Here is a 26112-nt window from a genome sequence, read left to right on the forward strand (position 1 = left end):
TTTTCTGATTTTTTGCCAGTTGTAAAAAAACCGGAGCCTGCTCCGGTTTTTTTATGTTCGCCGATGAGTGTTTCGGATTTTCAGAAATTTCCCTCTGAAACAGCAAAAATCGACTGCAGTTTCGGAATTTAAGAAATCTCGTTGACGCTTCTAGCGAAACTGGGGTATTTTCTGGAATTCCGAAACAGGGTGAACGATGGATACAATACCAAGCATTCTCAGCTCTCCGGGCGATTTGGGGCCTTTGGTACGCCAGCGGCGCCGCGGACAGCATCTGCGCATCGATGACGCGGCCAGCCTGCTTGGCGTGTCGGTCGACCTGATGTCGCGACTGGAAAACGGTCAGGGTAGTGTACGCCTGGATAAAGCGCTGGCGATCCTCGACGGTCTTGGTCTCGCACTGATGGTGGTGCCCAAGGAACATCCATGGGTTCGGCAGACCGAAGCGTCTTCCTCACAGCGCGAGCCCGGGGGCCAGCCTTGAGCTTCGTGCTCGATGTTTTCGCAGGCGATGTTCCGATGGCGCACATCGGCCACGCGCCGCGGACCGATGCATGGACGCTGGCATACGCTGCCAGCTGGCTGGGCGATCCGAACGCCTATCCCCTCTCTCCCGCCCTGCCGCTGATCGCTCCGCTCGGAGGTTACGACTCGCGGAGCATCAAGCGCTTTATCGAACATCTGCTGCCCGAAGGCCAGGCGCTGGATGTTGCCGTGGCCTCGCATGGCCTGGCGAAGTCGAATGTGTTCGGTCTGATCCGTGCGCTTGGCGCGGAAACCGCCGGGGTCCTGCGTTTCCGCGACGCCGACAACGCCACTACCCCTGCCGAACACGGCATGCGCGAGATTCCGCTGACCGAACTGAATGCACGCATCGCCAACCGCGAGATGCCGTTTAGCGTATGGGACGGCAAGGTCCGCATGTCGGTCGCGGGCGTACAGGACAAGCTTCTGGTCTACCTCGACGCGCCGCTGGATCGAGGCGGCCGGATGTTTCTGGTCGACGGTCCGCATCTGGCTTCGACCCATATCCTCAAGCCCGACCTGGGTCAGGCGGCCTTGCCTCACCTCGCGATCAACGAACATTTCTGCATGACCCTGGCGCGGCACATGGGTTTGCCGGTGGCAGACGTACAACTGCTGCGTGCGCCCCGACCCGTACTCGTCGTGCGGCGCTTCGATCGCATCGTGCAGCAGCAGGACACGGAAATCCGGATCGGACGCCTGCACATCGTGGACGCCTGCCAGGCCTGCGACCTGCCTGTCGCCTTCAAATACGAGCGCAACCTGGGAAATGGACCGGAGGTGCGCGACATACGCGATGGCATGAGCTTCAGGCGCCTGTTCGAACTGGAAGCGCTCACCGCCAACAAGGCAGCAGCGAAGCTGGCGATGCTGCATTGGGCCCTGTTCCAGTTCCTGATTGGGAACAGCGACGCCCACGGCAAGAATTTTTCGTTTTTTGTCCGCCCCGGCGGTTTTCTCGAACCGACGCCCTGGTACGACCTGGTCAGCGTCGTGCAGTACGAACACTTCGATACCGAGTTGGCCATGGCTTTTGGGGACGCCTTCACGTTCGGCGAGGTCAAAGGATTTGCCCTCGCCGAATTTGCCGAAAGTTGCGGTATCGGCCGCAAGCTGCTGCAGCGTGAAGCGAAGCGTCTGGCCAAACTGGCCGTGGCCGCAGCCGCCGAGCTGGTCCGCTCGGACCAGTATCTGGACAGCGAGCTGGCGTTCGTGACACGCTTGGCCGACTTCATCGGTCAGCAGGCGCAACGCCTGGCCGACTACGCGGACCAGGCAGCAAAAATCCGTGCCGAGTTTCTTTAGGCGCGCCTCACTCCGCCACGCCGTACTGCGCCCGATACGCCGCCACCGCATCCTTGTGCTGCGCCATCGCCGGATCGGCCGACAGGTAGGTGAACAGGTCGGCCAGGTTGGCGATCGAAATCACCGGGATGCCGTAGGTCTGGCTGACTTCCTGCACCGCCGACAGCGGCGACAGCACGCCATCGCGGCCAGCCCGTTCCATGCGGTCCAGCGCGATCAGCACGGCGGCCGGTTCGGCGCCGGCGGCGCGGATCATCTGCACCGATTCGCGCACCGAGGTGCCGGCCGAGATCACGTCGTCGATGATCACGACCCGGCCCTTGAGTCCCGCGCCGACGATGGTGCCGCCTTCGCCGTGGTCCTTGGCTTCCTTGCGGTTGTAGGCGAAGGAGGTGTCGCGGCCTTTCGCGGCCAGCGCCACCGCGGTGGCGGACGCCAATGTGATGCCCTTGTAGGCCGGGCCGAACAGCATGTCGAATTCGATGCCCGAATCCAGCAGGGTCTGGGCATAGAACTGGGCCAGCTTGCCCAGCGTGGCACCGTCGTGGAACAGGCCGGCGTTGAAGAAATACGGCGAGTTGCGGCCGGCCTTGGTGACGAACTGGCCGAACTTCAGTACTTCGGCCTCGACGGAAAACGCAATGAACTGCTGGCGCAGATTGTCCACGACTTACCCCTGATCTAATCTGTAAAGCCGCTATTTTAACCGTGAGATGCGCTTGGCGATGCGCTGGGGTCGGATGCCGCCAGGTCGACCACCAGGTCAGGATTGACCGGCTTGACCAGGTGCCGCTCGAAGCCGGCCTGGCCGCTCCTGGCCTTGTCGGCTTCCTGGCCGTAGCCGGTCAGCGCCACCAGGCGGCAGGGATGGCCGTCCAGCAGCGTGCGCATGCGGCGCGCCAGCTCGTAACCGTCCAGCACCGGCAGGCCGATGTCGAGCACTGCGAGGTCGGGGCGGAAGGCGCGCACCGCCGCCAGCGCCGCGATCGGCTCATGGAAGACGCGGACCTCGTGGCCGTGCGCGACCAGCAGGCGCGCCAGGGTCTCGGCACCGTCGACGTTGTCGTCGACCAGCATGATGCGGCGCCGTGCGGCGCTCGGTGCCGATAGCGGCAGCACCGCGCTGTCTTCCGTGGCGCCGCCCGGCGTCAGCAGCGGCAGCAGGACCACGAATTCGCTGCCTCGGCCCTTGCCCTCGCTCTTCGCCTCGACGCGGCCGCCATGCAGTTCGACGATGTTCTTCACCAGCGACAGGCCGATGCCCAGGCCGCCCTCGGCGCGGTCGATGCTGCGCTTGCCCTGGAAGAACAGGTCGAACACCTGGGCGCGCAGTTCCGGCGCCATGCCGACGCCATCGTCCAGCACGCTGATGCGCAGCCAGTCCGCATCCGCGCGGCCGGCGCGCAGGCGCACGTGGCCGCCTGGCTCCGTGTAGCGCGCCGCGTTCGTCAGCAGGTTCGAGACCACCTGCGCGAGGCGCACCGGATCGCCTTCCCAGGCCAGGCCGTGCTCGATCTCGACGTCGAGCCGGTGCTGGCGCTTCTCCAGCAGCAGGCTGGCCATTTCGATCGCCTTGTCGAGCGGCTGGGCGATGTCGACGCGTTCGAACTTGAGGTCGATCTTGCCGCGCGTGACTTTAGAGATGTCCATCAGGTCGTCGACCAGGCGCACCAGGTGGCCGACCTGGCGTTCGATGATCTCGCGTTCGCGCAGGGCGCCTTCTTCGCCGCGCAGGCGCATCAGCTGCAGCGAGGTGACGATGGGCGAGAGCGGATTGCGCAGCTCGTGGCCGAGCATGGCCAGGAACTCGTCCTTGGCGCGATTGGCCGCGGTCAGCTCGGCCAGCAGTTCGGCGCGTTCGGCGTGGGCGCGCTCGATCTGCTGGCGGCTGCGCACGTGGTCGGTGACGTCGACCGCCACCAGCATCACGCCCTGCTCTTCCTCGTCGATCGCGGCCAGCGGTTCCAGGCTGAATTTCAGGAAGCGTTCGCGCGGGCGGCCGTCGGCGCCGCTCAGGACGATGCGCAGCTCTTCGGCACGCGCCATCAGGCGGCTGCGGTAGACCTGCTCCAGCAGGTGCTGGGTTTCGCTGTCGCGCAGTTCCGGGAAGGCGTCGAGGAAGCGCCTGCCTTCCAGCTTGCTGCGTCCGACCAGTTCGCAATAGCTGCGGTTCGCCAGGCGGAACACGAAGTCCGGTCCCGTCAGGAGGGCCGCCGCCACCGGCGCGTTGAGCAGCATGCGGTCGCGCTGGGCCAGTGCCATGTCGCGCTCGTGCCGTTCGGTGGCGTCGCGCGTGAAGCAGCGGGTGTAGCGCAGCTCGCCGTTCTCGAAGTGGGCGTTCGAGTGGATCACCACGTGCCTGATCGAGCCGTCCTTGCAGCGCAGGCGCGCCGGCTGGTCGTACAGGGTTTCGCCCTCCGACAGCCGGCACAGGATCTCGCCGATCACCGGCTCGTCGACGTGGAATTCGGCGATGTTATGGCCGACGTATTCTTCCCAGCGGTAGCCGAGCATCTGCAGTTCGGCCTTGTTGGCCCACAGGATGGTGCCGTCGGCGCCGACCCGGTGCAGGCCTTCGGCCGCGTTCTCGACGAAGTCGCTGAACTCGCGCTCGTTCCGGCGCAGGATCTCTTCGAGCGCCTGGCGGCGCGCCACCTCGGCCTCGAGTGCGTGCACCTTCTGTTCGAGGCGGACCAGCTTGAGACCGGCGTCGTCGCCAGGGACCGCCATCGGCAGGTCGGCGCAGGCGTGCCCGTGCTCGGCGCATACCTGCTGGAAGGCGTTCTTCAGCCGGGCGGTCGGGAACAGGCTCCAGGGGTAGGCGCAGAACAGCGAAAATTCGAGGCGCTGCCGCAGGTCGTTCCACATCCGTTCCAGCTGCAGCGCGGCGTCGTACTGGCCGCGCGCGCACAGCAGCGCCACCATCTCGCCGAAGGCGTGCACGCGGACGCCGCCTGCGCAGGCCGCGGCCACGGCGCTGCCGACCACTTCCTCGAAACGCCGGCGGTCCGGCCAGCCGTCCACCATGAAAGCCGCCAGCGTCGCCTCGGCATCCAGCCAGAGGACTTGCGCGGGCGGTACGCTGCGCTTCTGGGCGCGCGCGAGCGCCTCCACGCGGCCTTGCAGGGCAGCGCGGTGGTCGAAGGTGGCGATCACGATCGCCTTGCCCTGGACATGCAGGGCCTGGTCGACGAAGGCGGCAACCTCGTCGAGCAGCATGGCGTCATTGTCGTAAAAGCGGACGAAATGTCCTGTATTGCCGGATTTGCCAGACAAAATATCGTCGGTCTTGATCAGCACGTGGCCTCCGGTACATTCATGAGCTCGAAAGTTTAACACGGCGAAACAAATGAATTGACAATCCCGGCTGTAAACGTGGTCATCCGCATACAGTTACCAAAAAGCAATTCGAAAACAGGCTACACTCTTGTCCTTGGATTTTTGACGCCCTGCTCTCTTCCCGACCATGCCACGAATTATCTCCGCCAACCTGAACGGCATCCGCTCCGCCCACAAGAAGGGCTTCTTCAACTGGATCGCGACGCAAAACGCCGATTTCATCTGCGTCCAGGAACTGAAAGCCCAGCAAGCCGACATGACCGAGGAATTCCTCGCGCCGCACGGCTACCACGGGCATTTCCATTACGCCGAAAAGAAGGGCTACTCCGGCACCGGCGTCTACAGCCGCACCAAGCCGGATAGCGCGAAGATCGGCTTCGGCTGCCTCGAATTCGACAACGAAGGCCGCTACACGCGCGTCGATTGCGGCGACCTGACCGTGATCTCGGTGTACTGCCCGTCCGGCTCATCCTCGCCCGAGCGCCAGGAAGCCAAGTTCCGCTTCATGGAAGTGTTCCTGCCGCACCTGCAGGAACTGAAGGCCGAAGGCCGCGAAGTCGTCATCTGCGGCGACTGGAACATCGCGCACAAGGAAATCGACCTCAAGAACTGGAAGAGCAACCAGAAGAACTCGGGCTTCCTGCCGGAAGAGCGCGCGTGGATGACGCGCCTGTTCGACGAACTGGGACTGGTGGACGTGCACCGCACGGTCGCGCCCGATGCCGCCGACTACACCTGGTGGAGCAACCGCGGCCAGGCCTGGGCCAAGAACGTGGGCTGGCGCATCGACTACCACGTCGCCACCCCGGGCATCGCCAGCAAGGCTCACGCGGTCTCGGTCTACAAGGACGAGCGCTTCTCGGACCACGCGCCGCTGATCATCGACTACGCGCTGTAATCAGGCGCCGGGCGGGTCCGGCCAGTCGAGCGTACGCCGGCTGTCGAAGCGACGCGCCGCACCGGTCAGCGGGTCCTCGAAGGCGATGCTGCGCGCCAGCAGTTGCAGCGGCGCCGAGAAATCGTCGCCCTTGCAGGGCAGCGCTACCGGATAGAAGGCATCGTTCAGGATCGGCACGTCCAGCGATGCCATGTGCAGGCGCAGCTGGTGCTTGCGGCCCGTGTGCGGATGCAGGCGGTAACGCGCCAGGCCTCCGCGGCGCTCGATCAACTCCACCAGGGTCTCCGAATTCGGTTCGCCCGCCTCTTCCTTCATCACGAAGAACTTCTCGCCGTCGACCATCCGGCTGCGGTAGGTGAAGGGGAACTCGCGGTCCGCCAGCAGCGGCGCCAGCGCCTCGTAGGTCTTGCGGATCACGCGCTTCTGGAACATCGACTGGTAAGTCCCGCGGGTCTCGATGTTGTGCGAGAAGATCACCACGCCGGCCGTCTCGCGGTCGAGCCGGTGGATCGGCGTCAGGTGCGGCAGCGCCAGTTTGCGCTTGAGGCGCACCAGCAGGGTCTCGCGCAGGAAGCGCCCGGTCGGGATCATCGGCAGGAAATGCGGCTTGTCCACCACCAGCAGGTGCTCATCCTGGAACAGGATCGCTTCCTCGAACGGGATCGGAGTTTCCTGTTCCAGCTCGCGGTAGTACCAGATGCGCATGCCCTGGCGTACGTGGCTGTCGGGCTGGAGGCGCTCGCCTTTCGCATCGACCACGTCGCCGCGCGCCATGCGCTCGTGCCAGGGCGGGCCGGCGACCTCGGCGAAGCGCTCCTCGAGGAAGGCCAGCATGCCCCCTGGACGGCTTTCCGTGATCCACAGGTAGCTGGGCGCGACGCCATCGCGCACCGGCAGCGGCACGTAGGCGTTGGCTTCGGCCTGGTGCCCTTTTCTAACGAAGCGCGACATTGGTACGGTAGGGCGGCAGCCGGTCCACCGAGGTGTTCCTGCTGCGCGCGTACAGCGGCAGCAGCACGTTCATGTGGTTCTGGATCTGCTCGATGCGGTGCGCGCCGCCGGGGTGGGTCGACAGCAGTTCGATCGGCGCGCTCTGGTTCAGGGCGGCCATCTTCTTCCACAGGGCGATGCCGGCGCGCGGGTCGTAGCCGGCGCGTGCGGAGATGTCGAGGCCGACCAGGTCGGCTTCGCGTTCCTCGTCGCGCGAGAATTTCAGGACCAGCACCTGGCCGGCCGTGTTGGCGATGCCGCGCACGTCGTAGCCCGACCAGGCCGACAACAGCGCACCGCCGAGCTGGGTCGCAAGGCCGGTCGCCGTCGCCTTGGTCTGGCGGTCGCGCCCGTGTTCGCGCAGCGCGTGCGCGATCTCGTGGCCCATCACGGCCGCGATCTCGTCGTCGGTGAGCTTGAGCTTGTCGATGATCCCGGTGAAGAAACCGATGCGCCCGCCAGGCATGCAGAAGGCATTCACCTGGTCCGACTTCACCAGATTGACCTGCCATTTCCACTGCTGCGCATCCTGGTTCCAGCGCGCGGTGTGCGGAATGATGCGCTGGGCGATGGCGCGCAGGCGCTTGACCTGCGGGTCGTTGGGCGATACCAGCACGCCCTTCTGCTGTGCCTGGCCCATCATGGCCGCATATTGCTGGGCCGCCGCCTTGTCCATCTCGCCTTCCGGCGCCAGTGCGTCGCGCAGCCAGCCACCCTTGAGCGGCTTGACGGCAATCCCATCCTGCACGACCTGGCCATTCTGGCCGCGATCCTGGGCCGGCGCCGCCTGCACGATACCGCACAAGGCCAGCACGGCCACTGTCTGCTTCAACTTGTTCATGGTCGTCTCCGATGCACTGTCATTACGCCGCATCATACACAAGCATACGAGAGCACACGGTTAGCTGACTACCAGATCCTTCTTGCGCAGCCTGAACACCGCCAGGCTGCCGCGTAGGTTCGGCAGGAAGGACACCACCTGCCCTTCCGCCAGCGCGACGTACTCCAGCACTTCCAGCCCGCATTTCTCGGCCAGGTCCTTGAAGTCGTAGATCGTGGCGTAGCGCACGTTGGGCGTGTCGAACCATTGGTAAGGCAGCGAGCGCGAGAGCGGCATGCGGCCCTTCAGCAGCGCCATCCGGTGCGGCCAGTAGGCGAAGTTCGGGAAGGACACGATGGCTTCCTTGCCGACCCGGACGATGTCGCGCAGGCGCGCCTCGACGTGCTGCATCATCTGCAGCGAGGACAGGCACAGGACCATGTCGAAGGTATCGTCGCCGAACAGGTCGAGGCCCTGCTCCATGTCGTGCTGGATCACGCTGATGCCGCGCCTGGTACTTTCCAATACCTTGTCGTCGGCGATCTCGACGCCGTAGCCGGTGCAGCCCTTGCCGCGTTCCAGGTAGCGCAGCATGGCGCCATCGCCGCAGCCGACGTCCAGCACATGCGAGCCCTGCTTGACCCAGTGGGTGATGAAGGCCAGGTCGGGGCGCAGGGTGTTCAAGTCTTCGTATTTCATGCGGCCTCCCTGCCGGTGGATTCTTCCCAGATCCGGTCGTAATAGGCGCGCACGATGTCCATGTAGCGCTTGTCTTCGAGCAGGAAGGCGTCGTGGCCGTGCGGCGCGTCGATCTCGGCATAGCTGACCTTGCGGCGGTTCTCCAGCAGCGCCTCGACGATCTCGCGGCTGCGCTCCGGCGAGAAACGCCAGTCGGTGGTGAAGGACGCGATCAGGTACTGCGCCCTGGTATTCGCCAGCGCCTTGGCCAGATTGCCGCCGTGCTCGCGCGCCGGGTCGAAGTAGTCGAGCGCCTTGGTGATCAAGAGATAGGTGTTGGCGTCGAAGTACTCGGAGAACTTGTCGCCCTGGTAGCGCAGGTAGGACTCGATCTCGAAGTCGACGCCGAAGTCGAATTTGTAGTCGTTGGTCTCGGCGGCATTGCGTAGTTTACGACCGAATTTTTCCGCCATGTCGTCGTTCGACAGGTAGGTGATGTGGCCGACCATGCGCGCCACTTTCAGACCGTTCTTCGGCACCACGCCGTGCTCGTAGAAGTCGCCGCCGCGGTAGTCCGGATCGGTCAGGATGGCCTGGCGCGCGACGTCGTTGAAGGCGATGTTCTGGGCCGACAGCTTGGGCGTCGAGGCGATCACGATGCAGTGGCGCAAGCGCTCGGGGAACATGATGCTCCAGGCCAGCGCCTGCATGCCGCCCAGCGAGCCGCCCATCACGGCAGCAAAACGATCGATGCCGAGCCGCTCGGCCAGACGCGCCTGGGCCGCGACCCAGTCTTCCACCGTCACCAGCGGGAAGGCCGCGCCGTAGGGCTTGCCGGTGGCCGGGTTGGTGTGCATCGGGCCGGTCGAGCCGAAGCAGGAGCCGAGGTTGTTGACGCCGATGACGAAGAAGCGGTCTGTGTCGACCGGCTTGCCGGGACCGACCATGTTGTCCCACCAGCCGGCGCTCTTCGGTTCGTTGGCATAGTGGCCGGCGACGTGGTGCGAAGCGTTCAGCGCGTGGCAGATCAGCACCGCGTTCGACTTGTCGGCGTTCAGCGTGCCGTAGGTTTCATACATCAGCGTGTAGTCGCCGATGGACGCGCCGCTTTGCAGGCGCAGAGGTTCGGCGAAGTGCATCGCCTCGGGTGAGACTATTCCAATCGATCCCATGGGCTTCTTGTTTTACAGGGTTTGCAGCTGCTCGACAGCTTCGGCAATGGCGGCGGGTTCCATCGTGCGCAGGATGCGGCGGGTGCGCGGGCCGAGCACCGCGAGGTCGCTGGACAGGATCTCCTGCTTCACCGCCAGCAGCTGGGCCGGATGCATCGAGAATTCGCGCAGGCCCATGCCGAGCAGCAGGCGGGTCAGCTTGATGTCGCCCGCCATTTCGCCGCACACGGCCACGTCGATGCCCGCCTTGCGGCCGGCGTCGATGGTCATCGCGATCAGGTGCAGCACCGCGGGGTGCAGCGGATTGTACAGGTGCGCCACTTCGTAGTCGACGCGGTCGATCGCCAGCGTGTATTGAATCAGGTCGTTGGTGCCGATCGACAGGAAATCCATGCGCTTGACGAACATCGGCAGCGCCAGCGCCGCGGCCGGGATCTCGATCATGGCGCCGACCTCGATCTGCTCGTCGAACTTGATGTTCTGTTCGCGCAGCTGCTGCTTGGCCTGGGCGATCATGCCGAGCGACTGGTCGATCTCGAAGGCATGCGCCAGCATCGGGATCAGGATGCGCACCTTGCCGAAGCTTGATGCGCGCAGGATCGCGCGCAGCTGGGTCAGGAACAGCTGCGGCTCGGCCAGGCAGTAGCGGATCGCGCGCAGGCCCAGGGCCGGATTCAGCGCCGTGTGCTCGCTCGGGTCGAGCGGCTTGTCGGCGCCGACGTCCAGCGTGCGGATGGTGACCGGACGGCCCTTCATCGCCAGCACCGCCTTGCGGTACTGCTCGAACTGCTCGTCCTCGCCCGGCACGCGCAGCGCATGGGCGCCACGGCCCATGAACAGGAATTCGGAGCGGAACAGGCCGACGCCGGCGGCGCCCGCGTCCAGCGCCGGCGCACAATCGTCCGGCAACTCGATGTTGGCCAGCAGCGTGACCGGGGTGCCGTCCTTGGTGATGGCCGGCGTCTTCTTCAGCTTCAGCAGGCGTTTACGCGCCTTGATCAGCGCGGCCTGGCGCGCGCGGTACTGCTCCAGCACCAGCGCGCTCGGATTGCAGATCACGACGCCGGCATCGCCGTCGACGATCACCCAGTCGTCCTGCTCGATCAGGCGCGAAGCCTGGCTCATGCCGACCGCCGCCGGGATATCCAGGCTGCGCGCGACGATGGCGGTGTGCGAGTTCTGGCCGCCGACGTCGGTCACGAAGCCGACGAAAGAGCGGTCGCGGAAAGCCAGCATGTCGGCCGGCGAGATGTCGTGGGCGACCACGATCATCTGTGGCTGGAACTCGTCCTCGCCGGCTTTCAGCACCGGCGGCGCGGCCAGCGCGGTACCCATCAGGACCTTCAGCACGCGCTCGGCCACCTGCTGGATGTCCTGCTTGCGCTCGCGAAGGTATTCGTCTTCGATCTCGTCGAACTGCGCGGACAGCTCGTCGATCTGGGTCACCAGCGCCCATTCGGCGTTGTAGTGGCGGCTGCGGATGATGTCGAGCGGGGCTTCCGAAATCATCGGGTCCGACAGGATCAGCACGTGCACGTCGATGAAGGCGCCCAGTTCGGTCGGCGCATCTTTCGGCAGCTCGGTCCACAGCTCCTGCAGGTTGCGGTGCACCGCGGCGAAGGCATCCTGCAGGCGCTTGACCTCGGCCTCGACCTGCTCTTCCGGCACCAGGTAATGCTTGACGTCGAGCGCGGCCGGCGTGAGCAGGTGCGCACGCCCGATCGAGATCCCGCGCGAAACCGGAATGCCATGCAGTGTGAACGATGCCATCGATATTCCTGGATGGTAGCGGCCGCCCCTCGAATCCGGCATCAGAGCACCTCGAAGAACCGTAGCGAGCGGAAGCACGGCTGGCCGAGAAGCGCAGCTGTACGAAGAGTACAGCGAGCATCGGAGGCCGGCTGTGCGACGCGCAGTAGGTTATTCGAGGTGCTCATTCGCCTTCGCCGAACTTGTCGTTGATGAGTGCGGTCAGGCCGGCCATGCAGGCCTCTTCGTCCGGGCCGTCCGCTTCCAGCGTGACCTTGGCGCCCTTGCCGGCGGCCAGCATCATCACGCCCATGATGGACTTGGCATTGATGCGGCGCCCGTTGCGGGTGAGCCAGACGTCGCTCTTGAATTTCGCGGCCAGCTGGGTGAATTTGGCGGATGCGCGGGCATGCAGGCCCAGCTTGTTGATGATCTCGAGTTCCTGCTGAATCATATTGTCGTTGTCGTTGTCGTCTCGTTTATCGATCAGGTACCTACGCGGATCCGGTTATCCACGCGGACGGCGCCATTTTGCGCACCCGCCAGCGCCATCTCGACCACCACGTCGAGCGTGTCGCGGCGGTAGGTGATGGCACGCAGCAGCATCGGCAGGCTGATGCCGGCGATGATTTCCACGCGGCCCGCCTCGGCCAGCGCGTTACAGCAATTGGACGGCGTACCGCCCTTGATGTCGGTGATGACCAGCACGCCGTCGCCGTCGTCCAGGCGCTTGATCGCTTCGTGGGCGAGGCAGTTGACCTCGTTGGTGTCCTGGTCCGCGGTCACGTCGATCGCTTCGAAGCGTTCAGTGGGGCCGCGGAACACGTGCGCCACCGCCGCGATGAATGCCTGGCCCAGCGGTGCGTGGGTCATCAGCAGAATGCCTACCATGTTCTTTCCTGTCGCCTGCTTCGCGTTCAGTTTTTCGAAGAGCGGCGCTCGACGGCGTCGATGAACATCGCCGCCACGTCGAAGCCGGTCTGGTCGGTGATCTCCTGGAAGCAGGTCGGGCTGGTGACATTCACCTCGGTCAGGAAATCGCCAATCACATCCAATCCTACCAGCAACAGGCCACGCTCGGCCAATTTCGGTCCCAGCGCTTCCGCGATCGCGCGCTCGCGCTCGGAAATCGGCTGCGCCACGCCGACGCCGCCGGCAGCCAGGTTGCCGCGCACTTCCCCGCCCTGCGGGATGCGCGCCAGCACGAAGGGCACCGGTTTGCCGTCGATGACCAGCACCCGCTTGTCGCCTTTGACGATGGCCGGAATGTACTTCTGGGCCATGATGGTGCGCTTGCCGTTGTCGGTCAGGGTCTCGATGATGGAGCCGAGATTCAGGCCGTCGTCCTTGACGCGGAAGATGCCGGCGCCGCCCATGCCGTCGAGCGGCTTGAGGATCACGTCGCCGTGCTCGGCGTGGAAGGCGCGCAGGCGCGTGCTGGACGAGGTCACCAGGGTCGGCGAGGTGAACTCGCTGAACTGGCCGATCGCCAGCTTCTCGTTGTGGTCGCGGATCGCCGAGGGCTTGTTGAACACGCGCGCACCCTGGCGCTCGGCCAGTTCCAGCAGGTAGGTGCCGTAGACATATTCCATGTCGAAGGGCGGGTCCTTGCGCTGGATGACGGCGTCGAATTCGGACAGGCGCAGGGTCTGGGCCTCGCCTGCGGTGTACCACTCATCCGGATCGCCGGTCAGGGTGAGCTCGACCACGTCGGCCGTCACCACGCCCTGCTCCAGCACCATGTGGCGCTGCTCGAATGCGTAGATCTGGTGGCCGCGGCGCGCCGCCTCCCGCATCATCGCGAAAGTCGAGTCCTTGTAGATCTTGAATCCGGACAGCGGGTCGGCGAGAAAAGCGATTTTCATGTTGGTTCCAGTCGGGACAATGCCCTGATTTTAGCCGGAAACGCGGATTCTCGCGGAAAGCCGGCCAGTAGCGCAGTTCAGCCCGGCACGAAAGATTCCAGTTGGCAAAATGACATTTATTCGAGACGCATTTGCGGGCTCTCAAGCGCGCGAATGGTTCACTTGGCGATCATGGCAGGTCAGGAGGTAAGCCAGCCATGAGCGACCAGGCCGAGCAGGAACGCATCAACCACGTCTATCGCCAGTGGCATGGCGGCGCCGGGCTCGCCCGTTATGGCTGGCACCGCCCGGAAATCGTCAACCAGCAGGCGGCGCGTTCGCGTGTCCTGTCCAGGCTGCTGTCACGCACGGTGGGGCCCGACTTGTCGAGCGTGCGCGTGCTCGACGTCGGCTGCGGCAACGGCGGCTTCCTGCGCCAGCTGATCGACTGGGGCGCCACGCCCGCCCACCTGGCCGGCACCGAACTGCAGCAGGACCGGCTCGACCACGCCCGCCTGCGTACGGCGCCCGGCGTGCGCTGGCACCTGGGCCAGCTGGATGCCTTTGCCGATAACAGCGTCGACCTCGTCAGCGCCCACACCGTGTTCTCGTCCATCCTCGACGAAGACCTGCGGCGCGAACTGGCGGCGGAAATGTGGCGGGTGCTGCGGCCGGGTGGCTGGACGATGATCTTCGATTTCCGCTACAGCAATCCGAAAAACACCAACGTCCGCAAGGTCACGGACGTCGAGCTGCTGCGCTTCTGGCCCACCGAGCAGCGCCATTACCGCACGCTGGTGCTGGCGCCGCCGCTGAGCCGGGCCATGGCGCGCCTGCCCTGGCTGATGCCGGAGCTGCTGGCGGCGCTGCTGCCGCCGCTGCGCTCGCATTTTGTTTACATGGCGCGGAAAGAATCCTGAACAGCTATGCGTGGGCACAGGGTGCCCACCCTACGAATTTACGATACCGGTAGGGTGGGCACCCCGTGCCCACGGACTACCTCAATAGATTTCGGGATCCGGATCGGTACGCTCCATCTCCAGCGACGCCGCCAGCAGCGCCAGTCGCGCCACCACGCCGTACACATAGAAACGGTTCGGCGCCGCCGTACCCGGCTTGGCCTTCAAATCCGGCACCGCATGCTGCTGGGAGAAGGCCAGCGGCACGAATTGCGAACCCGGCGCGTTCAGGTTCTGGTCGACGCCGCGCTCGGCGTGCACGCGGTAGAAGCCGCCCACCACGTAGCGGTCGATCATGTACACGACCGGCTCGGCCACCGCATCGTTGATCGATTCGAAGGTCGGCACGCCTTCCTGGATCAGCACGTCGGTGACGGTGACGCCATCCTTGATGACCGACATCTTGTTGCGCTGCTTGCGGTTCAGGTCCTTGATTTCGGAAGCATCCTTCACCGTCATGATGCCCATGCCGTAGGTGCCGGCGTCGGGCTTGACGATGACGAAGGGCTTCTGGTCCTTCATCCCGTATTCCTTGTACTTCTTCTTGATCTTCGACAGCAGGGCCGAGACGCTGTCGGCCAGCGCTTCCATGCCGATGTCTTCCTGGAAGTTCACCTCGCCGACCTTGCTGTGCAGCGGGTTCACCATCCAGGGATCGATGTCGATCAGCTTGCCGAACTTCTTCGCCACCTCGTCGAAGGCCTTGAAGTGGTTGCTCTTGCGGCGCAACGCCCAGCCCGCATGCACGGGCGGCAGCAGCGACTGCTCGTGGATGTTCTCGAGGATGCTCGGGATGCCGGCCGACAGGTCATTGTTCAGCAGGATCGTGCAGGGGTCGAAATCGGCCAGGCCGACGCGGCGGCCGTTGGCCGAGCGGACCAGGGGCTCGACCACCAGCATGTTGCCGTCCGGCAGAGCCAGCGGGGTCGGCTGGGTCACTTCCGGCGACAGCGAACCGAGGCGCACGTGCAGGCCGGTCTGGCGGAAGATCTGCATCAGGCGCTGCACGTTCTGCAGGTAGAAGGGATTGCGCGTGTGGCTTTCCGGGATCAGGAGCAGGTTGCGCGCATCCGGACAGTACTTGTCGATGGCCGCCATGGCGGCTTGCACCGTCAGCGGCAGCATTTCTGTCGACAGGTTGTTGAAGCCGCCCGGGAACAAATTGGTGTCCACCGGCGCCAGCTTGTAGCCCGCGTTGCGCAAATCCACCGAGCAATAAAACGGCGGCGTATGCTCCTGCCACTCGAGGCGGAACCAGCGCTCGATGGCGGGGGTGGCTTCGAGAATCTTTTTTTCCAGGTCCAGCAGGGGACCATTCAGGGCAGTGGCGAGGTGGGGAACCATGGTGACGTCCTTGAGGCTTCTTAGCGATGTGGGAAATGCAACATGGGGGCTGTCAGCCCCTTTTTAAAGCCCACATCCTATCCGAAAAGCAAAAAGCGCCCCGCAGGGCGCTTTCAAGAACGATCCGGCAATCAGGAATGGTATGCCGACTCGCCGTGGCTGGTAATGTCCAGGCCTTCGCGTTCCTGCTCTTCCGGCACGCGCAGCCCGATCACGATATCGACCAGCTTGTACGCGATCAGCGAGATCACGGCCGACCAGATGATGGTCGTGCCGATCGCCTCGGCCTGTACCAGCACCTGGCTGGCGATCGAGTAAGGGTCGGCCGACATCTTGTTGGTGGTGTAATCGAAGATGCCCTGCCCGCCCAGCTGCGGCGCAGCGAACACGCCGGTCAGCAGCGCACCGAGGATGCCGCCCACGCCGTGCACGCCGAACACGTCCAGCGAGTCGTCGGCGCCGATCATGCGCTTCAGGCCGTTCACGCCCCACAGGCAGACCAGGCCGGCCACCAGGCCGATGATCAGGCCGCCCATCGGGCCGACGAAACCGCAGGCCGGGGTGATGGCAACCAGGCCTGCCACCGCACCCGAGGCGCCGCCCAGCATCGACGGCTTGCCCTTGGTGACCCACTCGCCGAACACCCACGACACGGTGGCCGCGGCAGTGGCCAGCAGGGTGTTGATGAAGGCCAGCGCGGCGACGTCGCCCGCTTCCAGCGCCGAGCCGGCGTTGAAACCGAACCAGCCCACCCACAGCAGCGAAGCGCCGATCATGGTCATGGTCAGCGAGTGCGGCGCCATGTGTTCGCGGCCGTAGCCGACGCGCTTGCCGATCATGATGGCGCCGACCAGGCCGGCGATGGCGGCATTGATGTGCACCACGGTGCCGCCCGCGAAGTCGAGGGCGCCCTTCTGCCACAGCCAGCCGCCTTTTGCGGATTCGGTGGCGAGGGTGGCGGCATCGGTGATGGCGTCAGGACCGGTCCAGAACCAGACCATGTGGGCGATCGGCAGGTAGCCGAAGGTGAACCACAGCACCACGAACGCCAGCACGGCGGCGAAGCGGACGCGCTCGGCGAAGGCACCGACGATCAGGGCGCAGGTAATGGCGGCGAAGGTACCCTGGAAGGCGACATAGATGAACTCCGGAATCACCACGCCCTTGCTGAAGGTGGCGGCGGCGGCGAAGGTGCCTGCGGCCGGGTCCCAGATGCCGTTCAGGAAGGCGCGTCCGAAGCCGCCGAAGAAGGCGGTGTTCTCGGTGAAGGCGATCGAATAGCCATAGATGCACCACAGCACGATGATGACGGCAAAGATCATGAAGACCTGCATCAGCACCGACAGCATGTTCTTGGAGCGCACCAGGCCGCCGTAGAACAACGCCAGGCCAGGGATGGTCATCATGATGACCAGCAGGGTGGCGACGAACATCCAGGCGGTGTCGCCCTTCTGCGGGGTCGGTGCGGCTGCCGGTGCGGCGGCTGCGGGTGTAGCGGCCGCGGCGGCAGGTGTGGCAGCAGATGCAGCCGCAGCGGTATCGGCGGGTACGGCGGCCTGCGCGGTCGTTGCAGGTTTGGCGGCGTCCTGGGCCATCGCCGGTAGCGAGCTGCCCAGGGCCATGGCGACGGTAAAGCCTGCGATCAGTTTTGTGATTGTGCGAATCATCGGTTTCCCCTTACAGCGCATCGTTGCCGGTCTCGCCGGTACGGATACGGATTACCTGCTCCAGACTGGAGACGAAAATTTTGCCGTCACCGATCTTGCCGGTGCGGGCAGCGCTCTGGATGGTGTCGATCACCTGATCGACGATGGCGTCGTCGACGGCCGCCTCGATCTTGGTCTTCGGCAGGAAGTCCACCACGTATTCGGCCCCGCGGTACAGCTCGGTATGGCCTTTCTGGCGCCCGAAACCCTTCACTTCGGTCACCGTAATACCCTGGACATTGATCTCGGAAAGGGCCTCGCGGACCTCGTCGAGCTTGAAGGGTTTGATAATGGCGGTGATCATTTTCATACGATTGCCTCTTCAGAAAGTTTTTGAAACGGACAGCAGGGCCGCGCTCTTCCCGAGGTTTTCTCCGGACGGGCTCAGGTAGCCGCTGGTATTCGCTTTCACATAGGCCAGTGCGACCGAGCAGACGCCCAGGTCCTTGGTCACGCCGACCTTGTAATCGGTATAGGAGAAGGCGCCGTTGTGCCGCACCTCCTGGTGACCGGCGTGCAGGTTCAGCACGAAGCCGCCGCCCACATCGACGTTGGCGCCGATGTCGACGTAGCCACTGCCCTTGCTGTCGGCGGTGCCGAACAGGTTGGTCAGCGAATGCGAGTACTTGATGTAGGCCGGACCGTAGCCCAGCTGGCCGTACAGCTCGAAAGTGTTGGCGTTCGGGTGCAGGCCATTTTGCGGATAGAAGTAGTACAGGCCGCCGATATCGTAGGTGACGTCGGCGCCCAGGGTGCCGCGCTTGCCGCCGTAGATGTCCCACTCGATGTTGCCGTCGCCGCCCAGGTCCTTGGTCCACTTGATGGTAGACAGCCAGGTGCCGGCATAGAAGCCCGTCGGGTTGTGCACGTAATCGGCGCCGCCCTGCAGGGCCGGATCGAGACGCGTCTGCGACAGGCCGCGGTAACGGTAGTCGCTGGTCAGCGCCGCGTTGAAGCTGACCTCGTTGTCCGGCTTCTGCTCCTGCTCCTGTGCGCCGGCCAGCCCGGTGCTCAAGCTCCACAACCCTGCTGCAACGACCACAATGTGCTGCCACTTGCTGCTTCGACGCTTCATACGGGCTCCCTTGTGAATGAACTTTTGACCTGATGGGTTTACAATCCGGTCTCCGCATTTCTGTTTTATGTCTGTTGGTTGTATTAGCAGGATGCGTGCCACCCCCGATTGACGCGGCAGCCCTTGTATTCCCGGGGTCGCATCCCCATTCTGGGGTTTCAAAAATGCAAACGACGCCGCAACGGCGTGCGCCATGCGGGTGCACGCACTAAATCAGCGAGGTGCGCACAAAAAAAGTGCGTCCGCAATGGTGCGGTCACTATGAAAAGAGATGGATATGAATAACTTCTTCAACGACCTGCAGGGCAGGATCAACCAGGCAATCGAGAATTCGCCGGCCAAGGACATCGAACGCAACGTGAAGGCCATGATGACCCAGGGCTTCTCGAAGCTGGACCTGGTGACGCGGGAAGAATTCGACATCCAGGCCCAGGTGCTGGCCAAGACCCGCGCCAAGCTCGAGTCGCTCGAAGCGCGCGTGGCGGAGCTGGAAGCGAAGCTGGCGTCGGAACAGAAGGTTTAAGGCAGCTTCAACGCGCAACCAGGCGCAGCGTGAGCCGCCACAGGGCGAACAGGGCGGCACCACCCAAGCTCACGCCGCTGGCGATACCCAGCATGACGCCGACCGGATTGCCCAGCCGGGCATCGTCGGCCACGAAGATCAACACGCCGGCCAGCACCAGCTGCGCCAGCCAGACGAAGCGCAGCGGCCGCAACGCCGCGACATCCCCTCTGCGCCTGAACCGCAAGGCCACATACAGCACCGGGCCGCACAGCAGGCAGAACAGCAGCGCCACGGCGACGCAGGAAAGAATCAGTTTCGGCATCGGCGCACTATAGCAGGCGCTGCAGCCCGCCCCCAGCTTTGGCCGCACGTTTGGCCGCTCTCAACAATCGCCGGTCTGTCCACCCGCACCATCTGCAAGTCTTCATCCCGACAGGATCGTCATGAGTCTTGCAGTACTGCGCAGCCGGGCACTGGCCGGCCTGGAAGCGCCCGCCGTCAGCGTCGAAGTCCACCTGGCCAACGGCTTGCCCGGCATGGCCATCGTCGGCCTGGCCGATGCCGAGGTGCGCGAATCCAAGGACCGGGTGCGTGCCGCCTTGCAGAATTCCGGCTTCGAGCTGCCGAACCGGCGCATCACCATCAACCTGGCGCCGGCCGATTTGCCCAAGGAATCCGGGCGCTTCGATCTGCCGATCGCATTGGGCATCCTGGCCGCCTCCGAACAGATCCCTGTCGAGGACCTGGACCGCTACGAATTCGCCGGCGAACTGTCGCTATCAGGTGAGCTGCGTCCGATCCGCGGCGCGCTGGCCATGACCTTCGCCATGCACCGCAGCGCGGACGGCGCCCGCCGCGCCTTCGTGCTGCCGGCCGCGAACGCCGACGAGGCCGCACTGGTGAGCGAGGCCGCGATCTATCCGGCGCGTACGCTGCTGGACGTCTGCGCCCACTTCGCTGCCCGCAACGACGAGGCCAGGCTGGCGCGCCACCGTCCTCCGGCGGCCTTGGAAGCGCCCCGTTATCCGGACTTCGCGGACGTCAAAGGCCAGCAGCACGTCAAGCGCGCGCTCGAGATCGCGGCGGCCGGGCTGCATTCGGTGCTGATGGTCGGGCCGCCGGGCGCCGGCAAAAGCATGCTGGCTTCGCGCTTTCCGGGTCTGCTGCCGCCGCTGAGCGATGAGGAAGCCCTGGAATCGGCGGCGATCCAGTCGCTGGCCGGGCGCTTTTCGATGCAAGGCTGGCGGCGCCGGCCCTTCCGCAGTCCGCACCACACCAGTTCGGGCATGGCTCTGGTGGGCGGCGGCGGGGTGCCGCGGCCCGGCGAGATCTCGCTGGCCCACCATGGCGTGCTGTTCCTGGACGAGCTGCCGGAGTTCAGCCGCCACGTGCTGGAAGTGCTGCGCGAACCCCTGGAGTCCGGCCACATCACGATTTCGAGGGCGACCCGCCAGGCTGACTTTCCCGCCAGTTTTCAATTGATCGCCGCGATGAACCCCTGCCCTTGCGGCTGGCTGGGCCACCCCTCGGGCAAGTGCCGCTGCAGTCATGAGGCGGTGCTGCGCTACCAGGACAAGATTTCCGGTCCCCTGCTCGACCGCATCGACCTGCAGGTGCCGGTATCAAGCATGGCGCCGGAATCGATGGCGGCCCAGGCCGACGGCGAACCCAGCGCGGCGATCGCTGGGCGCGTCGAGCAGGCCCATGCGATCCAGCTAGGACGCCAGGGCAAGCTCAACCAGGCCCTGGCGACGCGCGAGATCGACCGCCATTGCGCGCTGGACGATGCAGCCGAACAGCTGCTGCGCCAGGCCATGCGCCACCTGCACTGGTCGGCGCGGGCCTATCACCGGGTGTTGAAGGTGGCGCGGACGATAGCCGATTTGGCGGGTGCGCGCCAGGTCCAGTCCGAGCACGTGGCCGAGGCGATCCAGTATCGGCGCGGCCTGGTCGAGGTCTAGACCTACATGCGCTGATTAAGTTTTTGCAACTTTTTTACTGGCCGACGGCGCGGGGCGCTGCTACCATCGCCTCATGAAAATCCGTCTCCTGTCGCCGGCGCTTGCACTCCTGCTGGCAAGCACCCTGCTCACCGCCTGCAGCCCCAAATACAACTGGCGCGACTACGCCAGTCCGGACGCGCCCTACAAGGTGATGTTCCCGGCCAAGCCGGCCAGTGTCACCCGCACCATCGACCTCGACGGCATGCAGGTCAGCATGACGATGACGGCCGCCGAAGTCGACGGCGCCACCTTCGCGGTCGGCGCGGCCGAGGCGCCGGACGAGGCGCGTGCCCGCACGGCCCTGCCGGCCATGATGAAAGCCTTGCTGCGCAATATCGGTGCCGACGATGGCCAGGGCAAGTTCAATGCCGACGCCAGCGGCAAGACCACAGGCGACATCGACGCCACCGGCAGCACCAACGGCGTGCCGGTACGCCTGGTCGGCCACTTCGAAGCGCGCGGCAAGCGTGTTTACCAGGTGATCGTGCTCGGCAAGGCGAATGCCGTCCCGCCCGAGCAGGTCGAGCAATTCCTCACTTCTTTCAAACTATGAACAGCGATACTCCAGCACTGCAGCTACGCTCCCTGCGCAAGGCCTTCGGCCGCCCGGCTGTCGACGGCATCGACCTGCAGGTGAGGCGCGGCGAACTGTATGCCCTGCTCGGCCCGAACGGCGCCGGCAAGACCACGACCTTGCGCATGGTGACCGGCCTGCTGGCGCCGGATTCGGGCCAGATCGAGGTCCTCGGCATCGACCTGGCCGCCGATCCGGCTGCCGCCAAGCAGAAGATGGCCTACCTGCCGGACGACCCGATGTTGTACGGCAAGCTCAAACCCACCGAATACCTGGAATTCGTGGCCGGCCTGTGGGGCATCGCGCCCGAGGAGGCCGAGCCGCGCGCGCGCCGCCTGCTCGACTGGCTCGACCTGAGCAAGCATGCGCACGAGCTGACCGAAGGGTTTTCGCGCGGGATGAAGCAGAAACTGGCCTTGGCCGGCGCGCTGATCCACGAGCCCGAACTGCTGATCCTGGACGAGCCGCTGACCGGCCTGGACGCCGCCGCCGCGCGCCAGGTCAAGGACTTGCTGGTGTCGCACGTCGCCAAGGGCGGCACCGTGATCCTGACCACCCACATCCTCGAGGTGGCCGAACGGCTGGCGCAGCGCATCGGCATCATCCGCCAGGGCCGCCTGATCGCCGAAGGCACGCTGGAGGAACTGCGCGAACGCACCCTGGGCGGCAGCCTCGAAGACGTGTTCCTGCAGCTGACGGAGCAGGCATGAAGGCGGCGCCGGGCTCCAGCCGCTGGCTGCTGCGCCACGAACTGCGCATGGCCTGGTACAACTCGGCCGTCAGCGGCGGTACACGGCGCCGCATGGGCTGGGCCAGCATCGCGGTGTGGGTCGTCACCTGGACGCTGCTGCACGTCGGCGCCTTCGTGGTACTGCGCAGGCTCGGGACGGATGGCAGCATGGACCCGCGCTTCGCGGTCGTGGCGACGATAGCCCTGGCGGCGATCGCCATTTTCATGCTGTCGAGTTCGCTCAAGGCCAGCGTGCTGGCGCTGTTCGAGCGCGGCGACCTCGATCTGCTGCTGTCCTCGCCGCTGCCCTCGCGCAGCATCTTCACGGTGCGCCTGCTGGGCGTGATCCTGGCCTGCGCCGCCCTCTATCTGTTCCTGTTCGGGCCGCTGGTGCATGCCGGCCTGGTGCTGGGCCAGTTCCGCTGGCTTGGCGTGTACGTAGCGATCGCCACCATGGCCACGCTGATGGCCTGCCTCGGCATGCTGCTGACGCTGGCGCTGGTGCGGGTGCTGGGCGCGCGCCGCACGCGGGTGCTGGCCCAGGTGCTGAGCGCGCTGGCGGGCGCCCTGCTGTTCCTGCTGTCGCAGTCGTTTTCCCTGCTGTCGCAGACCACGGATGCCGGCGCCACCGAGCGCACGCTGCAGCGTCTTGCGGATTCGCCCTGGCTGGCGCCGGACAGCCCACTGTGGCTGCCGGGCCGGGCCGTGCTCGGCGATCCGCTGCCGGCGCTGGGCATGGCCGTGCTCGGCATCGCCGCGTTCATGCTGACGGTCGGCCTGACCCACCGCTTCTTCGTGCATGGCCTGCAGCAGGCGGCCAGCAACGAACGCGCGCCCGGCAAGCCGGCCGGCGCGATGCGCCTGCGCTTCCGGCGCAATCTGTTCGACACCATCGTGGTCAAGGAATGGCGCCTGATCGCGCGCGATCCGCAACTGATTTCGCAAGTCCTGCTGCAGCTGGTCTACCTGGTACCGCTGCTGTTCCTGGTCCTGCGCCACAACGATACGCCGGGCCCCGGCATCGGCGCCGGTCTGGCGCTGCTGTGCAGTTCGCTGGCCGGCTCGCTGGCCTGGATCGTGGTCGCGGCCGAGGATGCGCCGGACCTGCTGCAATCGTCGCCGGCGGCCGGCCGCACGATCGTGCTGGCCAAGCTGGCGGCGTGCGTGATGCCGCCGCTGCTGGTCGTTGCCGTGCCGCTGCTGTGGCTGGTCGTGCGCGCGCCGCTGGCTGGTGTCCTGATCGGCTTCGCCGTCGTCGCGGCGGTACTGAGCGCGGCGCTGATCGTCAAATGGCAGGCGCGGCCCGGCAAGCGCAGCGACTTCAAGATGCGCGGCAAGGAAAACTTCATGTGCTCGATGTTCGAGCTCGTCAACACGCTCTGCTGGGGCGGCCTGGGCTGGCTGCTGGTGAGGCTGACGAACGAGACCGGCAGCGCAGCCGGCTCGACGGCCTTGATGGCGGCCGGCGCGATGGCGGTCGCGCTGCTGACGCTGCTCCTGGCCTGGCTGCTACGGCGGCGTCCGGCGTGACAGACCGCCAAAGTGTGGCTGCGCACCGACATGCCGCAGCCACTCGTGTTATCGTTTGGTTACTAATGATTGAACGAGACAGCTATGTTAATCACCTTCAAATCGAAAGCCTATCCCAACGTCCTGATGTACCAGGAGCACGCCAAGCGCATCCTGGACCTGCTGAACAAGGATCCGGAGCGCGGCGTCATCACGGCAGCGGAAGCACCGAAGGCGGTCGCCTTGCTCGAGCATGAAATCGACGAAAGCCGCAAGCACCAGGCAACGGACGAGGTCGAGCAGGACGTCAAGGCGCATGCCGGCGACGGCGAGGATGCCGACCACGAGCCGATCGAGGTCGTGAGTTTCTCGACCCGTGCCTACCCGCTGCTGGAAATGCTGCGCGCCGCGCGCGACCAGGGCACCGACATCCTCTGGGGCGTCTGAACGGCGGTCACTCCCGCTACAGCGAGGCGACGGCGCCGGCCGCGAGCGCGCGCCGGTACTTGTGCGCGGCCACCCGCACCGCCTTCGTGAAGAACGTCACCAATGACGACACCTCGCTGAATGGCTTCCGCTCTCTGGATCCGGCCACCTTCCGCCGCATGACCGTCGACTTCCTGCCCCGCCTGCGCCAGTATGGCGCGACCGTCGGCTACTCGTTCTGACGCTTTGCCTCCCGCGCCTTGCCGACGCAGGAGGTCTTCTTCAGCCCAGTTCCTTGACCAGCGCCGGCACCACCTCGATGGGAAGCGGCGACCGCCAGAATCTGCACGGCGACGTTCCCGGCCAGGCCGTCGGCGAAGTGGGCTTGGACACTTTCAGCGTCTTCAGGCGCGGGTGACGTAGCGCGGCTCGTTCAGGCGCAGGTCGGTGGTAACGATGGCCGGCAGGCTCAGGGCCACGATTTCGGTAACCTTGCCGCCTTCTTTCAGGCGGGTCGCCTCTTCGACAGCGATCTCATCGAACGAGTTCATCGACATTTTGACGTTGGCGATATCGACGCCGCTGCCGTCGGACTTGACGCGAACCTTGACGTTGTAGTCGACCACGCGTTTGACGGGTACTAATACTTTCATTGCGATTCCTTGTTGGATTGATCTAGACGACTTTCTTGTCCCGCAGCTCGGCGAACGCCTCGGGTCCGAGGCCCAGCCAGCATTGCAGCACCTCTTCCGTGTGCTCGCCGAGCATCGGCGGCGGCAGGTCGTAGCGCACCGGCGAAGCGGAGAGCTTGATCGGATTGGCGACCAGCGGTACCTGGCCTGCCAGTGGATGCGCCATCTCGATGCGCATGCCGCGCGCCTGCACCTGCGGGTCGGCGAACACCTGGTCCAGGCGGTTGATCGGACCGCAGGGCACCCCTGCTGCCTCCATCGCCGCGATCCAGGCTTCGGTGGAGCGCGTCACGGTGACGCCATGGATCAGGGCGACCAGCGCTTCGCGGTTGCGCACGCGCTGCGGATTGGTGACGAAGCGCTCGTCGCGGCTCCACTCGGGCCGGCCGAGCGTCGCGCACAGCTTCTCGAACTGCCCGTCGTTGCCGACGGCGATGATCATGTAGCCGTTCGCGGTTGGGAAATCCTGGTACGGCACGATGCTCGGATGCGCGTTCCCCAGACGCCGCGGCACCGCGCCGCCGACAAGGTAACTGGCGGCCTGGTTCGCCAGGGTGGCCACCTGAACGTCGAGCAGGGACAAATCGATGTGCTGGCCTTCGCCAGTACGTTCGCGATGCGCGAGCGCCGCCAGGATGCCCACCGCCGCATGCAGGCCGGTCATCACGTCAGTCAGCGCGACGCCGACCTTCATCGGTCCCTCGCCTGCTGCGCCGTCAGGACGGCCGGTCAGGCTCATCAGGCCGCCCATGCCCTGGATCAGGAAGTCGTAGCCGGCGCGCGGCGCGTAAGGCCCGGTCTGGCCGAAACCGGTGATCGAGCAATAGATCAGCCGCGGGTTGAGTGCCTTCAGGCTGGCATAGTCGAGGCCATACTGGGCCAAACCGCCGACCTTGAAGTTTTCGATCAGGATGTCGGCGCTCGCCGCCATTTCCCTGAGCAGGGCCTGTCCCTGCGGCGTGCCCATGTCGATCGTCACCGAGCGCTTGTTGCGGTTCGCGCTGAGGTAATACGCCGACTCCGTGGTCGGCTCGCCCTGTCCATCCTTCAGCCAGGGTGGCCCCCAGGCACGGGTGTCGTCGCCGGCACCGGGACGCTCGACCTTGACGACGTCGGCACCGAGATCGGCCAGCAGCTGGCCTGCCCAGGGGCCGGCCAGCACGCGCGACAAGTCCAGCACGCGGCGGCCCGCCAGCGCGCCCTGCGAAAGTGCGCCGCCCATCGCGTCAGAACGCCGCGATACCGGTCTGCGCACGGCCCAGGATCAGA

General features: G+C 65.4%; 27 protein-coding genes and 1 pseudogene. 11 read left to right on the top strand and 17 right to left on the bottom strand.

The window, feature by feature from the left end; genetic code table 11:
- The first annotated feature begins 196 nt into the window (after window positions 1–196).
- Window positions 197–484: a helix-turn-helix domain-containing protein gene (locus tag NX782_RS22280; protein ID WP_258847684.1), complete on the top strand. Its 288-nt coding sequence runs from the start codon at window positions 197–199 to the stop codon at window positions 482–484.
- Between the two features lie 5 nt (window positions 485–489).
- Window positions 490–1830 carry a HipA domain-containing protein gene (locus tag NX782_RS22285; protein ID WP_258847709.1) on the top strand — a complete coding sequence of 447 codons (1341 nt, stop codon included), beginning with the start codon at window positions 490–492 and terminating at the stop codon, window positions 1828–1830.
- Between the two features lie 7 nt (window positions 1831–1837).
- Here NX782_RS22285 and pyrE read toward each other — a convergent pair whose 3' ends face one another.
- Window positions 1838–2497 (bottom strand): orotate phosphoribosyltransferase, encoded by a 660-nt coding sequence (pyrE, locus tag NX782_RS22290; protein WP_258847685.1) that lies wholly within the window; start codon window positions 2495–2497, stop codon window positions 1838–1840.
- Between the two features lie 35 nt (window positions 2498–2532).
- Window positions 2533–5130 carry an ATP-binding protein gene (locus NX782_RS22295; protein WP_258847686.1) on the bottom strand — a complete coding sequence of 866 codons (2598 nt, stop codon included), beginning with the start codon at window positions 5128–5130 and terminating at the stop codon, window positions 2533–2535.
- Window positions 5131–5296: 166 nt separating this feature from the next.
- Between NX782_RS22295 and NX782_RS22300 the strand changes: the two genes are divergently transcribed.
- A complete protein-coding gene (locus NX782_RS22300; RefSeq protein ID WP_258847687.1) occupies window positions 5297–6067 on the top strand; it encodes an exodeoxyribonuclease III in 771 nt (256 codons plus the stop codon).
- Here the strand turns inward: NX782_RS22300 and NX782_RS22305 are convergent, their stop codons facing one another.
- The 8 genes from NX782_RS22305 to gshB form a co-directional block, all read right to left on the bottom strand.
- Window positions 6068–7018, bottom strand: a complete 951-nt coding sequence (locus NX782_RS22305) for an RluA family pseudouridine synthase (protein ID WP_258847688.1) — start codon at window positions 7016–7018, stop codon at window positions 6068–6070.
- Window positions 7002–7898 (bottom strand): M48 family metallopeptidase, encoded by an 897-nt coding sequence (locus NX782_RS22310; protein ID WP_258847689.1) that lies wholly within the window; start codon window positions 7896–7898, stop codon window positions 7002–7004. Before NX782_RS22310 ends, NX782_RS22305 begins: the two co-directional genes overlap by 17 nt.
- Window positions 7899–7958: 60 nt before the next feature.
- The gene (metW, locus tag NX782_RS22315; RefSeq protein WP_258847690.1) at window positions 7959–8576 is read right to left on the bottom strand and encodes a methionine biosynthesis protein MetW; all 618 of its coding nucleotides are present in this window, start codon (window positions 8574–8576) and stop codon (window positions 7959–7961) included.
- Complete coding sequence (gene metX, locus NX782_RS22320; RefSeq protein ID WP_258847691.1) at window positions 8573–9727, bottom strand: homoserine O-succinyltransferase MetX; 1155 nt, start codon at window positions 9725–9727, stop codon at window positions 8573–8575. The genes metW and metX overlap by 4 nt, the downstream gene beginning before the upstream one ends.
- A gap of 12 nt (window positions 9728–9739) precedes the next feature.
- The gene (gene ptsP / locus NX782_RS22325) at window positions 9740–11497 is read right to left on the bottom strand and encodes a phosphoenolpyruvate--protein phosphotransferase (RefSeq protein ID WP_258847692.1); all 1758 of its coding nucleotides are present in this window, start codon (window positions 11495–11497) and stop codon (window positions 9740–9742) included.
- Between the two features lie 163 nt (window positions 11498–11660).
- Window positions 11661–11930 (bottom strand): HPr family phosphocarrier protein, encoded by a 270-nt coding sequence (locus tag NX782_RS22330; protein ID WP_258847693.1) that lies wholly within the window; start codon window positions 11928–11930, stop codon window positions 11661–11663.
- 32 nt (window positions 11931–11962) lie between these two features.
- Window positions 11963–12367: a PTS sugar transporter subunit IIA gene (locus NX782_RS22335; protein WP_258847694.1), complete on the bottom strand. Its 405-nt coding sequence runs from the start codon at window positions 12365–12367 to the stop codon at window positions 11963–11965.
- A gap of 26 nt (window positions 12368–12393) precedes the next feature.
- Window positions 12394–13341: a glutathione synthase gene (gshB, locus tag NX782_RS22340; protein ID WP_258847695.1), complete on the bottom strand. Its 948-nt coding sequence runs from the start codon at window positions 13339–13341 to the stop codon at window positions 12394–12396.
- A 197-nt stretch (window positions 13342–13538) separates the two neighbouring features.
- On the opposite strand from gshB, the gene NX782_RS22345 reads away from it, so the two are divergent.
- Window positions 13539–14240 carry a class I SAM-dependent methyltransferase gene (locus NX782_RS22345; RefSeq protein WP_258847696.1) on the top strand — a complete coding sequence of 234 codons (702 nt, stop codon included), beginning with the start codon at window positions 13539–13541 and terminating at the stop codon, window positions 14238–14240.
- A gap of 81 nt (window positions 14241–14321) precedes the next feature.
- Here NX782_RS22345 and gshA read toward each other — a convergent pair whose 3' ends face one another.
- The 4 genes from gshA to NX782_RS22365 all read right to left on the bottom strand — a co-directional run bounded on the left by gshA (window position 14322) and on the right by NX782_RS22365 (window position 18404).
- The gene (gene gshA, locus NX782_RS22350; RefSeq protein ID WP_258847697.1) at window positions 14322–15623 is read right to left on the bottom strand and encodes a glutamate--cysteine ligase; all 1302 of its coding nucleotides are present in this window, start codon (window positions 15621–15623) and stop codon (window positions 14322–14324) included.
- A gap of 131 nt (window positions 15624–15754) precedes the next feature.
- Complete coding sequence (locus NX782_RS22355; RefSeq protein WP_308633072.1) at window positions 15755–17290, bottom strand: ammonium transporter; 1536 nt, start codon at window positions 17288–17290, stop codon at window positions 15755–15757.
- Window positions 17291–17300: 10 nt separating this feature from the next.
- Window positions 17301–17639, bottom strand: coding sequence for a P-II family nitrogen regulator (locus tag NX782_RS22360; protein WP_047827009.1), 339 nt, complete (start codon window positions 17637–17639; stop codon window positions 17301–17303).
- Window positions 17640–17651: 12 nt separating this feature from the next.
- Window positions 17652–18404: a TorF family putative porin gene (locus NX782_RS22365; RefSeq protein WP_258847698.1), complete on the bottom strand. Its 753-nt coding sequence runs from the start codon at window positions 18402–18404 to the stop codon at window positions 17652–17654.
- 271 nt (window positions 18405–18675) lie between these two features.
- Here NX782_RS22365 and NX782_RS22370 point away from each other — a divergent pair, with 271 nt between their 5' ends.
- Complete coding sequence (locus NX782_RS22370; protein WP_258847699.1) at window positions 18676–18927, top strand: accessory factor UbiK family protein; 252 nt, start codon at window positions 18676–18678, stop codon at window positions 18925–18927.
- A gap of 7 nt (window positions 18928–18934) precedes the next feature.
- Here the strand turns inward: NX782_RS22370 and NX782_RS22375 are convergent, their stop codons facing one another.
- Entirely contained in the window at window positions 18935–19231 is a 297-nt protein-coding gene (locus NX782_RS22375) for a hypothetical protein (protein ID WP_258847700.1), read from the bottom strand.
- 121 nt (window positions 19232–19352) lie between these two features.
- On the opposite strand from NX782_RS22375, the gene NX782_RS22380 reads away from it, so the two are divergent.
- From NX782_RS22380 to NX782_RS22405, 6 genes are all read left to right on the top strand, one after another.
- Window positions 19353–20870 (top strand): YifB family Mg chelatase-like AAA ATPase, encoded by a 1518-nt coding sequence (locus tag NX782_RS22380; protein ID WP_258847701.1) that lies wholly within the window; start codon window positions 19353–19355, stop codon window positions 20868–20870.
- Between the two features lie 73 nt (window positions 20871–20943).
- Window positions 20944–21465 (top strand): hypothetical protein, encoded by a 522-nt coding sequence (locus tag NX782_RS22385; RefSeq protein ID WP_258847702.1) that lies wholly within the window; start codon window positions 20944–20946, stop codon window positions 21463–21465.
- Window positions 21462–22196, top strand: a complete 735-nt coding sequence (locus NX782_RS22390; RefSeq protein ID WP_258847703.1) for an ABC transporter ATP-binding protein — start codon at window positions 21462–21464, stop codon at window positions 22194–22196. The genes NX782_RS22385 and NX782_RS22390 overlap by 4 nt, the downstream gene beginning before the upstream one ends.
- Entirely contained in the window at window positions 22193–23746 is a 1554-nt protein-coding gene (locus tag NX782_RS22395; RefSeq protein ID WP_258847704.1) for a putative ABC transporter permease subunit, read from the top strand. The genes NX782_RS22390 and NX782_RS22395 overlap by 4 nt, the downstream gene beginning before the upstream one ends.
- Before the next feature lie 84 nt (window positions 23747–23830).
- Window positions 23831–24172, top strand: coding sequence for a DUF1840 domain-containing protein (locus NX782_RS22400; protein WP_258847705.1), 342 nt, complete (start codon window positions 23831–23833; stop codon window positions 24170–24172).
- A gap of 59 nt (window positions 24173–24231) precedes the next feature.
- The gene (locus NX782_RS22405; RefSeq protein WP_258847706.1) at window positions 24232–24393 is read left to right on the top strand and encodes a hypothetical protein; all 162 of its coding nucleotides are present in this window, start codon (window positions 24232–24234) and stop codon (window positions 24391–24393) included.
- A gap of 222 nt (window positions 24394–24615) precedes the next feature.
- Here NX782_RS22405 and NX782_RS22410 read toward each other — a convergent pair.
- Both NX782_RS22410 and NX782_RS22415 read right to left on the bottom strand, forming a co-directional pair.
- Window positions 24616–24804, bottom strand: a pseudogene (locus NX782_RS22410) (electron transfer flavoprotein subunit beta/FixA family protein); the annotation flags it as partial.
- Between the two features lie 22 nt (window positions 24805–24826).
- Window positions 24827–26065, bottom strand: a complete 1239-nt coding sequence (locus NX782_RS22415; protein ID WP_258847707.1) for a CaiB/BaiF CoA transferase family protein — start codon at window positions 26063–26065, stop codon at window positions 24827–24829.
- Window positions 26066–26112 lie beyond the last annotated feature (47 nt).

This window comes from Massilia norwichensis, assembly GCF_024753245.1.
Lineage (GTDB): Bacteria > Pseudomonadota > Gammaproteobacteria > Burkholderiales > Burkholderiaceae_D > Telluria > Telluria norwichensis.